We start from the raw sequence: 14,326 nt of genomic DNA on the forward strand, positions 1-14,326 counted from the left end.
TTCGGACACCTGCCTTCTCTCAATTAGTTTACACAATCAAGATTTTTGTGTCCACTTTTTCATACTAACACCAAAAAGAAAAAGCTGAATCATGTATTTTGACTCAGCTTTTTTATATATAAATGCTTTTTAGAAATCCAGATCAAGTTCTTCCAGTTCCTTATCTACTTCTGTTACTTTTTCTTCTTCTGCAAGCACACTTTTTTCATACATCTTAAAGAAAGGATAGTACATCAAAATCCCTAAGAAAACTATAATTACAGCATAAATCGGTGCCTTCCAGTCAAGTGTAATCAGATACTGTGCTATAGGGCTCGGCATTCCTCCCACATTTACTATAGGCTTGTTAATAAATCCTAATTTAAATACATAATATGAAAATACACTTAATATAGGTGTCCCAATTACAAATGGTATAAACAAATACGGATTATACGCCACCGGAAAACCATATACCACAGGTTCTGAAATATTGAAGATTGCCGGAACTATAGAAGCTTTTCCTGCTGCCTTAAGCTCTTTTGATTTACTCATAAGTCCCAGAATAGAAATAGCTCCTGTTACTCCCGAACCTGTACATGCCATAAAATATCCCCAGAAATTTTCTGTAAAAATATGTGTAGGTACTCCTCCTGATGCAAAAGCCTGAGCATTTTCAGTCAGATACTGTGTCATAAACGGCAGTGTAAAACTTACAAGTATTGCATAACCGTTTAATCCAAGGAACCAGAAAATCATTTCAAACAATGATACTAAAAACACAGCCATAGGCGTATCAATTCCCTGAGTCGCAGGCCCTAATACTGTTACGAATACTTCCGGAAGTATTTTCCCGCCTGACATTACCTGAGTAAATATACTGATAAATACACTTAAACAAATTATTATAAGCAGCGGAACTATTGCCTCAAAAGTTTTCCCTATCATATCAGGAAGCCCTTTTATTCTGATAGTTACTTTTTTCTTAATTAAGAATGCCATTATTTCCACAGATATTAATGATGCAAAAATAGCTATAAATAATCCTCTTGAATCCATAAAGCTAAAATCAAAAGCTCCGTCAGTTACCTTTACATTTAGTATTGCAGTAGCCAGAACAGCTCCAAGCAGGCTGTGCAGAACCGGAATTTCCATTTTCTGCGAATGTGCATATGAAATAGTAATTGCTGCATATATAGAAAGCAGTCCGTAAGTAAACATAAACGGCAGTCCTAATATTGCATTATAATTGTCAAATATATTTTTTATACTTGATCCGTCAGGAAAAAAGTTTCCCAGTCCCATTACTATCAAACTTATCGAACCGACCATCAATATGGCCATCAGGCTTATCATTCCGTTCTTTATTGAAGATATATGCCTTTGTGCTTCAATCTTTTCAGCAATAGGCGTTATATATTTTTCAAGCATTGTGATAAAGCCGTTCATCTTTTTTTCTTTCATAAAAAATATCCTCCGTTATACATTTTTTTTATCATGTTTTACTTTTAAAAGAATTGCTGCCTTTAATATTGCTGCTCCGTCTACCATTCCGTAATCTTTTGAATTTATTATTGCAAAAGGTTTATCCAGTTTATCACATTCCTGCTGTATCTCTTTTTCCTTATGCTTTATCTGAGGCCCTGCCAGTATTACATCATAGTTTTTTACATGCTCTTTCAGGCTGCTTACAGGATAAGCATCTATTTTTATATCTACATCTTTAAGTTTTTCACTTTTTTCTGCTACTTCGGTCATTTTACTTACCATAACACTTGTAGAAGCCCCCAGGTTACAAACCAATAATATATGAAGTCTGTCAAAATCCATATTTACTCACTCCTTATCTTCTTTTGTCTTATATAATTCTATTATTTCAGTTAACAGTGTTTCTGCCAGTATTGTATTCATCAGCGTGTCCTGTGCATGGGAAAGCAGTACCGAATACTCCTGTTTATTTCCCTGTGCTTCGGAAACCAGTACCTCTGTATGCACGTTATGTGCATCATCAAGAGATTTTTTTGCTTCTTCCATTAATTTTTCCGCTGACTCAAAATCTTTTTCCTTTGCTTTCCCGAGAGCTTTTAACATAGTAGAAAAACTATCCCCTGCAAAAGAAATGATCTGAAAACTCACTTGTTCTATATCCATTTTTAGTATCCTCCATTATTTTTAAAGTTTGCTGCTGCTTTCACCATCTAATATCAAACAGCTGTTTTTATGTAATTTTGCTGATGTCGCAGGTATATCTTCACTTACTTCCCCTTCTGCTACTTTCTTGGCTATATCTGCTTTTTTGCTTCCTGAAATAATAAGGACTTCTTTTTTAGCCTCAAGGAAATGCTTTATTCCCAAAGTTATCCCTTTTTCCAGTTTTCTCTCAGTATCAAAATATTTTTTGGCAACTTCCTTGGTATTGTCGCTCAGATCTACCACATGAGAGTATTTATCGAAAGATGTTCCCGGTTCATTTAAGCCCAGATGACCGTTCATCCCTACACCAAGAATTACCAGATCAAGTCCTCCATTTTCTTTTATAAAAGTATCCATCTTACGGCATTCTTCCTCAAGATTATCCGATTTCGCATTAAATTCCACAAGCTGTCCCGGTGCCAGATTCAGCTTTCCGAATAAATCTCTCTGCATATAATCCTGACAGCTTCCTTTGTCATTTTTATCCATTCCTACCCATTCGTCCAGTCCTACGAATACAAAGTTATATTTTGACAAATCCTCGCCTTTCAATGCATCAGCCACATATGTATAGGTCCCCAGCGGAGTATCTCCCGAGGCAAGACATATTAATGTTTTTTTCTCGCTTTTTATCTCGTCGAGAATTATTTTTCCTGCATATTCAGAAAGTTCCATATAATCTTTGGTTTTAATTATTTCCATACTCTCACTTCCATTCTCCGATATATTCTTTATATAATTCCAATAATTCATCTGTTATCTGCCCTGCAATATTATATGTATTTATAAGCGGATGCACCATTAATGCCTTTATCGCCTTTTCCCTGTTCTTTTCCTTTATTGCCTCCACTGTAAGTCTTTCAAACATTTTTATTGTTCTTATTATCTGCATTTGTGCATCAGGAATATTATCTATTTTTCTCTGCTTTACTCCGTCTTTGCTTATATCACAAGTTATCTCTATTACATCTTCATCATTAAGTTCCTTTATACTTCCGTTGTTCGGTACCAGAAGAGTCATTGAGATATCTCCTTTTCCGTTAACGGCTTTTATGAAGTTCAGAGCTATTGAAGAGTACCCGCCTTCATCAGGTGTATTCACATATTCCTCAAATGTAGGAACAGGGAATTCCTCAGGTCTTACCTGTCCTGACTCTATGGCAAAATAGCTTTTCTCTCTTTCCATAAGGTGTCTCATATATATTTCAAATATTTTATCCGTATCATTTATATCAGCTTTCTTTATTTCTGCAAGCATTCTTTTGTTTATATCCTTTATTAGCTCTCCTCTTGCAGAACCGTTTTCTTTAATAGATTTCACCACTTTATCGTTATAATAGAAGAAATACAGATACTCATTAGGAAGCTCGTCATGCAGTATATGAAGAAGCTGTCTGTCAAACAATCTCATGTCTGTTTCGCTGAATAGTGCGGGATTATTCAGTATATCGTCCATAACATCTTTCCCGTCAGCTTTTGCGTCTCTGAAATATGAAAGATGATTTAATCCGTAACATGTAATGTCGAATTTCTCCCTGTCAGCTTTTATAAAATCAGCAAGCTGCTGTGTAAAGTGGCTCGGCCCGTCACATATTCCATATACATTATCAAAGCCTTCATTTCTTAATGCCTGTGTTACCAGTCCCGACGGATTTGTAAAATTAAATATAACTACTCCCGGAGCTGATTTTTTATTTATTAATTTACAGTATTCCACTAATATCGGAATAGATCTCAAAGACATGGCAAATCCGCCTACACCTGTAGTTTCCTGTCCTAATATCCCGTACTTCTGTGCCATTTTTTCATCCTGGTATCTTCCTTCGTCCTGCCCCACTCTTAATGTAGTAATTATGTAATTAGCATCTGTTACAGCTTCTTCTGCATCTGTAGTAAGCTCGAATATTACATCTTTATCCACTGCTTCTGCTACTCTTTTAGCTATACCTCCGTATATTTTCAGCTTTTCTTCATCATTATCCATAAATACTATTTTCTTTACCCCAAGCTCTTTTGCTTTATTTGTTAATGATTTTGCCAGAAAAGGAGATCTTACTCCTCCTCCGCCCAGAACTGTCAGTTTCATTTGTTTTTCCTCCTGTATTTTTTACTTTTTTATGATTATTAATTATTTAAAGACTTAAAAAATTTATATAATTCAGCCGAGTCATCTATTTTCTTTATTTTTTCCAGTAAATCTTTTTGCTGTGTGAGATTTATTATCTCTTCTATACTTTTTACGTGTTCCGTTATGTTCGCAGCTCCTATAAGAAACATCAGGAATACCTTTCTGTCTCCGGGAAAAGTAACTGCATTTCTTATGCTCAGCACACTTATGCAGGATTTATTTACATTTGTGAAAACTTCTCCGTGCGGTATTGCCACATTATTTTCCAGTATAAAGTGTACGCCGAATAATTCTGCTATATTCACTATTTCATCTATATATTCTTTTTTTATTTCATTTTTTCTGATAAGAGGTTCACCGCATATTTCTATGGATTTCTGCCAACTTTCCACACTGTCTATTATCTGCACCCTGTCCTCAAGTATAAAGTCTGCAAGCCTTTTTTCCTTTTTTATCAGAACCGTGCCTTCCTCGTCTATTATCAGCCTTAATTTATTTTCCAGTTCTCTGTTATTCTTGACAATATCTGTTTCTTCTATTAATTCCAGTACTTTATTCATTTTTTCCTTATAGGAATTCTTTTTTACCAGATACGGACTCAGCTTTTCCTGATCTTCCATTGTAAAGAAAGCTGTTATTTTTACTATAGGTATATTTATTTTTCCTGTGAGATGTTCATTTAATGTCAGGGTGCTTATTATCAAATCTATATCTTCGAGATTATAATCCAGAAGCTCCATATATGATAATGTAGCAGTTATGTTTATATCGTAATTTTCGGCAAGCCTTTTTGCTACAAGCATGGAAGTCCCATAGCCTCCGCCGCACACAAGAAGAATATTCCTGTATTTGTTCCTGTAATTTCTGTTTCTCTCTATTGAAGCAAGAAAGTGTATTGTAAAAAGTGCTATTTCAGAATTGTCTATTTTTTTACCCATTAGATTTTCTAATCTTTTCAAAGCATTCTTCACAATTTCAAATAATTCCGGATAGGCCCTTATGGCTTCATAATATATTTCCTTCTCTATTCCCAGACTGTTTTTCATTCTGTAAATCACGGGTTTTATGTGATTCAGAAGTCCGTTAAACAGTTCCTCGTCAGAAGTAATATCTATATCTGTATAATTATTTACCTCGCCAATTATTTCCTGTACAAGGAGTTTTATCTCTATCCAGTTTTCAAATATTGAAGTATTATAACCATAAGAAATAAATCCCAGAATATAGTCCACAAGCTGTAAAATTTCGTTCTCCCCGTAAGTAATCTTAAAGCTTTTTTCAAGAGTCCTTATCTGTTCTGATACAAGACTGTATTCCTTTGTATTTTTCAGAAAACTTTTATTTTTTATATTTTCTATAAAGTGTCCTCTTCTTATTCTCATATAAGCAACAATAAGATAAGAAAATATATATTCATAAAAATTATTATCTCTGTTTTCTATCTCTTCGGATATTCTGGTCAGGAATTCCCTTATCATATCCATATTCACACCGGAAAGTTCATTATAGACCAGAGTATCTATAAGTCCGCTTTCTGTTTCTTCCATGTAAAAAAATTTGTTTACATTTTCTTTGTAATTTTTCAGAATATAATTTCTTATATCAGTCTCTTCATTGTCATAGTAACTTCTTTTAAGTTTTATGCCATCCTTTTTTATTTCATTTTCTATTTCCGATACATCATTTTTTATAGTCGTCCGGCTCACATCCAGTTCATCTGACATCCGGGAAAAATTTATTTTTTCATCAAGAAGGATTCTTAATTTTATATATTCTTTCCTGTCATTTTTTGTATTTTTATTTATAAGTTCCAAAAATACGTTCTCGTCATATGCTTCTGAAAACTCTGTGCTTATAAGCCTTCCCTTTGATTCTTTTTTTATTTCGGGAAACTTATTTACTGCCAGTATAAAATTCAGTTTATCTATTTCATATCTTACTGCCTTTTCGGATATCTTTAAGGTTTCGGCAATTTCTTTTATTGTTGTTTCATCTTTATTTTTCAAAAATTCTGCTACTTTTAATAATCGATTATTTATATACATTTGATATCACCCATTATACATATTAGCCCATAATTAAAAAAAAACAATCTTCAACTTTTAGACGTATTTTTCCAAAAAAGTTTCATTTGTCTTCTTAAATGTGCTTGGATTCTGGTTTTTTGTATGGACTGTTTTTACCAGAAATTTCTTTTATATTTATATTTTCTCATAAAATCTCTCATATGAAAAGAGCTGCCCTAAAAAATTAAGACAGCCCTTTAATTGTTCTGTTATTTATTAATAAATCAGCAATTCCCCAAGAACCATAGTTTCATCCACACCCATAATCCCAAAATGATACTCCCATGTTTTTCTGCATTTCAAACCAACAGGAAGAAATAACTTTTCAAGAAGTTTTTCTTTTTTTCTGTTTTCCGGAGTTTTTTTCTCATTTATAAATAAAACAAGCTCTTCTTCCTTATCCAGCGAATCATAAATCAGCGAATCGGGATAAACGCTTTTGAATACTTTCTTAAATACTTCTATTTCCCTTAAATAATTATATTTATCCTGTATTCCGTCAGCTACTGTTACTTTCTCGCGTTTATTCAAAATCCTGAACAATTCCCGGATTTCATCCCCGTATCTCCCGCTTTCAATGCTTTCTATTATAAGTCTGCTTGTCAGTACTCTTTTATTCAGCCCTTCCTGTAAATCCAGATTTGCCAGAATATGAAATACTATGTTAAACAGCTCTTCTCTCTGCACTTTTCCCGCGATAAGATCCGGATTTAAAAGATCATTTACCACATCTGTAAATCTGTAAAATGGATTTATTTCCACTTCTGTTTTTTCATTAGCAATATTGCTGTAATTCAAATCTTCCATATTCATTTCCGAATATGGAGAAATATTTTTTGATAATATATATTTCAGATTTTCCCCTGTATGCGACTCTTTTGTAAGCTGGTACAGCAAAAACCATATATACTGATACTGTTCCCTGTTTATCTCCATTCAGTTATCCCCCTTACTTCATATTCAGGATATTTATATCCTATACAGCTTAACAGAAAACTTAGCTCATCTCTCAGATATCTGCCTTCTTCTTTAACCTCGAAATATAAATTCAGCTTATCCCTGTTTTTCCTCTTTATTTTTACTTTTTTATTAAATATTTCATTCATATCAAATGAATCGGCAATTTTTTCAGTATAGCCGTTCAAAGTCATCTCTTTCAGCTTCAGACTTTTTATATTTTCATAACCCGCTATTATTTCATGTATTTCAGACTCGCTTCTTACTCTCATATCTGAATCATTTTTAAAACGGCTTATAAAATCCTCTGTTTTTTTATTCCCTAATGGTTTAAAAGTAAGATTTTCAAATCTTTCAGAATCAATCTCGTTTATTCTCCATAATTCCCAGTTTTTATCCTTTAAACTGTCTATATACACATAAATATCGTGCTCTTTTCTTTCTAGTTCTTTTATTCTGCTGTCTGTTACATTTACGAGGTCTTTTTCTGGATTTAATGAGGATATTCTATAACAATAAGTCTGATTTTTGGTATCTGATTTTATTTTATCAGCTAAAACTGTCTTTTCTTCAATATTCCATGCAAGAAAATAGTTTTCATAAACATGATCATTATACTCTCTATAATTAACACTTATTTCCCCAATATATTTTTCAATTTCTTCAGGCAGCTCTTCTAAATACAAATCAAAAAATCTTCTGCTGTAAGGCGTATACAGAACTTCCCATTCCTTATCATTTAATTTCAGCACATTTAATAATTCTTCTTCCTTTTGGCAGTATTTTTCGCATTTTTCACTGTAAATATTCATTTTATATAATTTCCCGTCTAGAAGCAATTCCCCTTTAAATCCCTCTTTCCCAAAGTTTTCCATATTATCATAACTAACATCCAAATAAATTCTTCTGAAAAAAACATTTTTCCTTTTGGCAATTTGATCAGGTTCTGCGTCTTTCTTGTACATAGGGAATACTATTTCCCTGTATTCTGCGAGTTCTTCTGCATTCACAGGAACTGTATATATTGCCTTTTTTGAATCTAAATATAATTCATCTATATTATCACTTATATCTTTCAGTATTTTCCTAAAGTCTCCGTTTATTTCCGGAAACATTCCGGTACTTATCTCCCTGAAAAAATTCACATCTTCGTCATTTTTTACATTTTTCATTATTTCTTTTAAAATTTCATTTATATAATCCATATTTACTCCTGCTCTAATGCCAAAAATTCAAAATCCTTATACTGCAATTCCAGTTCTGATTGAATATAACTAAGTATTTCGTTTGTCAGATACGAATCACTATACTCAAAATCAAGATAAATTCTTTCTCTTTTCCCTTTTATCTGAAATTCTTCTGCAAGAAAACTATTAAATCTGAAACCTGTTAAAATTTTTCTGTTCTTATTTTCAGTAAAAATTTCGGCAAGTTTCACATCTGCGATATCATTCAGACTGCGGACTATATCTTTTATCTGTTTTGTGTCAGATAATATTTTACTTCTGTCTCTTTTTATATTTTCATTACTGTATATATGATAATCCAGATATTTCTCCAGCTCACTGTCCAGTCTGTCCAGCACTTCCCAAAGAATCACCTTATTATTTATTTTTTTATCTGTAATAAATTTTATCTGTTCATAATTCATAATATATGAAGCAAGTACCTCCCCGCTCTCGGGAACCATGAGATACTTTCTGTTTATGTCAGTATTTATAAAGTATTCATAAATCAAACGTTCTTCAGTAGGTTTTACCATTTCATTCATTTTACATTCCAGCTGCCTTATATTCCAGCAGAGTACACAATTTTGTTCATAATCAAACTTTTTATCATAATCAATTGAAATAATTTCTTTTGAATCCCAGTAATCATCATCTACTTCCACGAGATACACTGAAATAAATTTCATAATATATGGTATATTCAGGGTTCTCCATGATATTTTATTCTTCTCGGTTATTTTATATAATTCTTCTGCTTTTTCAAAATATTCTCTGTTAATTCTGAATTGAAATTTTGCACTGAACAAACCGTTGTCTGTGGCTATAATCCCCTGAACCGTCTGATTATTCAAAGCTGTTATCATATCAAAATTTTCTTTTACGAATAATTCCTCCAGATATAATCCGTTTTCTTCTGTAAATATATCTTTATCCAATAAATCTGTCTTTTTCAAATAATTTTCGCTAAAAGGGTACAGACAGCCTTCATATATTTTCAAATCTTCCCTTCTTACAGGAACTGTGTAAATGTTATATTCTTTAAAATTATATTCTATGGAATTAAGTATATCGTTTTTTATATTGGAAAGTTTCTCCGTATACTCATTTCTTATATTATTAAATGTTGTCAAAGCTGTTATTTTCATTAATCTCGTCTCCAGACTTCATACTCTTCATGATAATGTAGTTTCCAGTTTTTTCTTGTACACTTTCTTAATTTGACAATATTTTGATAAAATTCTATTTTCGTTTCATATTTTCCTAAAAAGTATCCCCAGTATTTTTTATATTCCATTTTTCTTTGCAGAAAAAACCTTCCTGTTCTCAAAAGAACTGCTTCCAGCAAATATTTTAATTCGGTATCATTTTTTATAAAGACTTCATCTACTTCTGCCAGCAGTTTTATATTTTGAACCGCCTCATCAAAATTATGATTTTCAAACAGCTGTATTGTCTCTCCCATGAGCTCTTTTATACTTTTTGGCTTTAATTCCTCTTTTTTACCTGTTTTTTTAAAGTATGACTTCTCCCTTTTGGAAATGCTTTCCTCAAATATCTGATTTTCTTTTTTCTCTTCTTTTACTGTTATATGTTCTGTTTCAAAACCGGTTGTTTTCCCTGTAATATCTGAAACTTCTTCTTTTTCAAGGAATTTTTCAGTATCCTCTGTCATAAAATCTTTGCACTTATTCAAACACTCAAGAAATAAAATATTTTCCCCGGTTTCGGAAAACATTTTGTATTCATCAGTTTCCATTGCTGAATATGTACCTGTCAAAAGATTATCAAGATTTTTTTTTAGTTTTTCCTCGAATAGTTCTTTGTTTTCTTCCGAAAGTTTTTTATAGCCTTTTAATGCTTCTGAAAATTCTCTGTTTCTTATATTTTGGTACACTGATAAGATTAACTTTTTTATACCTTCTGTATCACCCGGAATTCCTGTTAATTCTTCTTCATTATCTTTTATTTTTTCTGCCAGACGAAAAAAATTATCAATACTCACATAATTCTTATTTTCCGTTTCTTCCATCATTCTCCAGAATTCGTCTGTGTATTTTTCCCCGAATATTTTCTGAAGAAAATCGTAGAGTATTCTCGCCTTAAAACGTTCCTTTCCAATAGGGACGAACACTATTCTGCCGTTTAGCTCCTGAATATTTACGCTTAATTCCTGCTCTTCAATATTATGATTTAATTCTTTCAGAATTTCTTCTTTTTCCGGAATTTCTGATTTTGCAAGTCTCTTTATTGTTTCCTTTTGTGATTTTATATATTCTATAAACATTTTCTGTTTTCTCATATGATCCCCTTTTTATTTTTATGATTTCTTTTTAATCATATTTATATTATCATATTTAACATTATTATTAAATCTATATATAAAATATTAAGTAAAATAATTAATCACGTTCCATATATATTTTGCAGTTTAGGTCTTTTGCCCTCTCTAAAAACTGAATTATTCTCCCCAATATTTCATATAATAATTCAGGCTCGAAAATATCATATTTTATATCCGGCTGTTTTAATATTTCTGCATCAAAATATTTTAACTGGTTTACTGCACTGGTGATATCCGGTACCTCCCATTTATCGTCATACCATCCCGTCACTTCATGATATTCTTTTATTAAGCCGTAGAAATACTCATTTTTAAATGGAATGCCGTGCATTATTGCGGAAAAATATCCTTCCCATATATACAGTATTTCCTCATCACTACCATTCTCAAAGAAAAATTGAATTGCCTGTTCTCCAAGATCATCATAGCCTTTATAATATTTATCATCTGTTATTGTCATTTCTGGCTCATCTACTGCATTTCTATAAATAGCCTAAATCTATTTCTTCTTCTGTTAAATTATCTACAAAATACATTCTTCCGTTTTCTGCGACCAGTTGTAAGTCACTTCCTACAGGAAAAACATAAGTTGGTATTATTGCGGGCTCTATTTCTGCCACTGTATTATAGTCACAAACTACTAAATTATTTGGATCATTTACATAGTCATCATCATCCATCTCAGAGAAAAAACGCCACCCGCTATCCGGTGCTTCTATAGATTCTTCCCTAAAAAGCCATTTTAACTTGCTTTTCCCGCTGAGAATATTTTTAGAAACTATACATGCTCCTGCATTTATTATGAATTCTGTTTCGGCTTTTTTATACATTAGTTGGCTCCTTTGTTTTATTATATTTTTTCTTTAATTTCCATTTTGATACACTTCATTTCTTTACTTTTTCTCAATCTATCAATTATTTTACTGACTACGCTATTTACCAACAATAGCATATGCCTTATCCCCAACTTTGATACTATTGATATCTTCAGAATCGTAAACAAGAATTCCAATAGTCCAGTTTCCTAAAAAACTTGATGATATTTTAACGCCTTTTATTATAAAACTATAACTAATACCATCAGACTCTACAAGTATTCCATCATTTTAGAATCCTTTGCTTGAACGATCACCTGCTACAGTACCGCCAATAACATATCCCTTACCTTCAATATATATAATAACCCCAATTGTCATAATATATTCCATTGTCATATTCATCTGTCCTCTAAATTTTCATCTTTAATCATTCTTATTGCCTCATTTGCAGCTTCCTTTATAATATACTCGGTACTATTGCTACAATTTTCCAGAAAAGGAAGGTATTTCAAATTATAAGTATCACCTATTATTTCTAAAACATACGCTGCTCCTTGTAAATTACAATCAGATACTTTAGATATCAAAAAGTCCATATTTATAAATTCTGTTGCTTCCTTTTCCAAAGAAAGAAAATTTAATAAATATATCATTCCTTCAATTTTTTCTTCATCTTTTTCTTTTTTCAAATAATCTTCCAAAACACCGCATACCGTTTTCAACTCATCATTTGAAAATATATGGTATCTTAAGGTCATATCCAAAGAATACAAATCACTACTTTCTCTATTCTCTATTATTTCCCTTATTTCAGAAATGATATCAATTTTTTTCTTTTCATATCTTAACGCAAATATTCTTCCGGCATTTAACACTTCTCTTCTTATTATCACATCCTCTTCATATGCAAAAAGATTAATTATATTATTAAATTTCTCTTTCCCTGAATATGCCAAAATATAAAGTAAGTAAATTAGTGATTTTTTATCATGATATTTTTCATTATAAAAAGAAGAACCTTTAGCATACATATAAATCAGCTTTACTAAAAAATCTAAGCGTATATTTTTTATAACTTCCTTTTTCTCTGATAACTTATATATTATGAATAATATTTTTTCTTTTATTTTGCTATCATTTGTACTTGCTAACTGATCTATCAATGAGTTGCAAATTTTTATTTTTTCATTTGTCTCATATTTAAAAACTTTCTCAATATTTTTTATTATCTTATCTATCATTATTTTAGATTTATAATCTTTTATAATAGTTATAATTACCACATACTTTCGTGTTTTATTTAATCAACTAATTATAGTTAAAAATATTATTATTAATACTTTTTCTCTCTTAAAGGGAATTCAATATATCCAACATTTTCTTATCGTTTCTCTTTTGTGCTATTTTTAAAGGACTTTGTTCTTTCATAAATTCATTTGTGTACTCAGTGTTTTTACTCAATCCATTCATTATTAAAAGCTTTGCTGCCTCATAGTTCCTCACTTGAACTGCTGTAAAAAGAGGATTCAGTGCGTACACTCTTGTGTCTATTTTAATATTTTTATTCAAAAGTAACTCTACCACTTCATTCATACTTTTTCGTATTGCAGTATTCAATTCCTGACCGTTGAATTTATTTATATTGATTCCCTGAGATATCAAATATTTTGCTATTTCTACCTGATCAGCTTTTATAGCGGCATTAAGAAATGATCCTTCTTTTGAAACCATATTTATATTTTTATTCATTTCATTTTTTAATTTCTCTATATCCCCCGTATAAATTAGTGTTGTTATATCATTTGTTTTTCTTACTATTTCTTCTGATTCACCCCATAAAAATTCTTCTCTGTATCTTAACATATAGTTTTTATATTCTTCAGTTTTAGGATCAGGTCCGTAAAGAACAGCCTCAATAAATTCCTGTGGTGGTTTATAACCATATTTGATTATATAGTAAAATATTAAATCTGGAGCTGCATACCTAACTCCATTTTCACCCAATACCCTAATTTCTAAAAATCCTAAATTTTGAATTTCTCCATTATACTCTATTTTCTTTGGTTCAAAACAATCTCTCACTGTATAAATAGGAGATTGTACGTAGCTGAATAATTTTTCTAAAAATTCATTTGAAACCTCTCCAACAGGAAATTTATTTTTATCCATCCTATATTTTTAGCATTTTCAAAATAATGACAACTATAATATGTTAAATCATCATAGTAATATCTCACTTTCTCTCCTCTTTAATATAAAAATATTAAATTTCAATAATTCATATTCAATTGTAAATCTTTTATATTTTATTTCCAATATATTTCTCTATAGATTCAAAAGTTCGCTCAAAAAGTTCAATGTAAGGAGGAGAAACTACTATAAATGAATGATCTTCATCATAACGAAATGCAAATGTTTCAAAATCAGTTAAGAAAACCCAGCCATTCCACAATTTTCCAGCTAATATTTCTACTACATCTTCAAATTTTGAAAATTTTACAATTATATCTGATGATTTATCATCTTGTATTAAATATGTTTTGGGAGTGTGCAAGAAAGTCTGTAAATTAAATCTGATATAATAAAAGATTTGTTTTTCATATATTGATTTATCT

General features: G+C 31.1%; 15 protein-coding genes. All 15 read right to left on the reverse strand.

All coding sequences use genetic code 11. From position 1 onward, the window contains the following. Window positions 1-129: 129 nt before the first annotated feature. On the reverse strand, window positions 130-1,443 hold the full coding sequence (locus NK213_RS16935) for a PTS sugar transporter subunit IIC (RefSeq protein ID WP_253351299.1): 1,314 nt from the start codon (window positions 1,441-1,443) through the stop codon (window positions 130-132). A gap of 15 nt (window positions 1,444-1,458) precedes the next feature. Next, window positions 1,459-1,809: a PTS sugar transporter subunit IIB gene (locus NK213_RS16940; RefSeq protein ID WP_253351300.1), complete on the reverse strand. Its 351-nt coding sequence runs from the start codon at window positions 1,807-1,809 to the stop codon at window positions 1,459-1,461. Between the two features lie 6 nt (window positions 1,810-1,815). After that, window positions 1,816-2,130: a PTS lactose/cellobiose transporter subunit IIA gene (locus NK213_RS16945; RefSeq protein WP_253351301.1), complete on the reverse strand. Its 315-nt coding sequence runs from the start codon at window positions 2,128-2,130 to the stop codon at window positions 1,816-1,818. A 21-nt stretch (window positions 2,131-2,151) separates the two neighbouring features. Beyond that, window positions 2,152-2,874, reverse strand: a complete 723-nt coding sequence (locus NK213_RS16950; RefSeq protein WP_253351302.1) for a glucosamine-6-phosphate deaminase — start codon at window positions 2,872-2,874, stop codon at window positions 2,152-2,154. Between the two features lie 4 nt (window positions 2,875-2,878). Beyond that, window positions 2,879-4,258: a glycoside hydrolase gene (locus NK213_RS16955; RefSeq protein ID WP_253351303.1), complete on the reverse strand. Its 1,380-nt coding sequence runs from the start codon at window positions 4,256-4,258 to the stop codon at window positions 2,879-2,881. Between the two features lie 38 nt (window positions 4,259-4,296). After that, window positions 4,297-6,345: a BglG family transcription antiterminator gene (locus NK213_RS16960; protein ID WP_253351304.1), complete on the reverse strand. Its 2,049-nt coding sequence runs from the start codon at window positions 6,343-6,345 to the stop codon at window positions 4,297-4,299. A gap of 237 nt (window positions 6,346-6,582) precedes the next feature. Then, window positions 6,583-7,302 (reverse strand): hypothetical protein, encoded by a 720-nt coding sequence (locus NK213_RS16965; RefSeq protein ID WP_253351305.1) that lies wholly within the window; start codon window positions 7,300-7,302, stop codon window positions 6,583-6,585. Next, window positions 7,293-8,528: a hypothetical protein gene (locus tag NK213_RS16970; protein ID WP_253351306.1), complete on the reverse strand. Its 1,236-nt coding sequence runs from the start codon at window positions 8,526-8,528 to the stop codon at window positions 7,293-7,295. The genes NK213_RS16965 and NK213_RS16970 overlap by 10 nt, the downstream gene beginning before the upstream one ends. A 2-nt stretch (window positions 8,529-8,530) precedes the next feature. After that, on the reverse strand, window positions 8,531-9,697 hold the full coding sequence (locus NK213_RS16975; protein WP_253351307.1) for a hypothetical protein: 1,167 nt from the start codon (window positions 9,695-9,697) through the stop codon (window positions 8,531-8,533). Then, complete coding sequence (locus NK213_RS16980; RefSeq protein ID WP_253351308.1) at window positions 9,697-10,851, reverse strand: hypothetical protein; 1,155 nt, start codon at window positions 10,849-10,851, stop codon at window positions 9,697-9,699. The genes NK213_RS16975 and NK213_RS16980 overlap by 1 nt, the downstream gene beginning before the upstream one ends. Window positions 10,852-10,951: 100 nt before the next feature. Then, entirely contained in the window at window positions 10,952-11,353 is a 402-nt protein-coding gene (locus NK213_RS16985) for a hypothetical protein (RefSeq protein WP_253351309.1), read from the reverse strand. A gap of 22 nt (window positions 11,354-11,375) precedes the next feature. Beyond that, on the reverse strand, window positions 11,376-11,723 hold the full coding sequence (locus NK213_RS16990; protein WP_253351315.1) for a DUF2185 domain-containing protein: 348 nt from the start codon (window positions 11,721-11,723) through the stop codon (window positions 11,376-11,378). A gap of 386 nt (window positions 11,724-12,109) precedes the next feature. After that, a complete protein-coding gene (locus tag NK213_RS16995) occupies window positions 12,110-12,994 on the reverse strand; it encodes a hypothetical protein (protein WP_253351317.1) in 885 nt (294 codons plus the stop codon). 67 nt (window positions 12,995-13,061) lie between these two features. Then, window positions 13,062-13,880: an ankyrin repeat domain-containing protein gene (locus NK213_RS17000; RefSeq protein WP_253351319.1), complete on the reverse strand. Its 819-nt coding sequence runs from the start codon at window positions 13,878-13,880 to the stop codon at window positions 13,062-13,064. Between the two features lie 130 nt (window positions 13,881-14,010). After that, a partial coding sequence (locus tag NK213_RS17005; protein WP_253351321.1) for a hypothetical protein occupies window positions 14,011-14,326 on the reverse strand: 316 nt, incomplete at its 5' end.

The organism is Sebaldella sp. S0638, from assembly GCF_024158605.1.
Classification (GTDB): domain Bacteria; phylum Fusobacteriota; class Fusobacteriia; order Fusobacteriales; family Leptotrichiaceae; genus Sebaldella.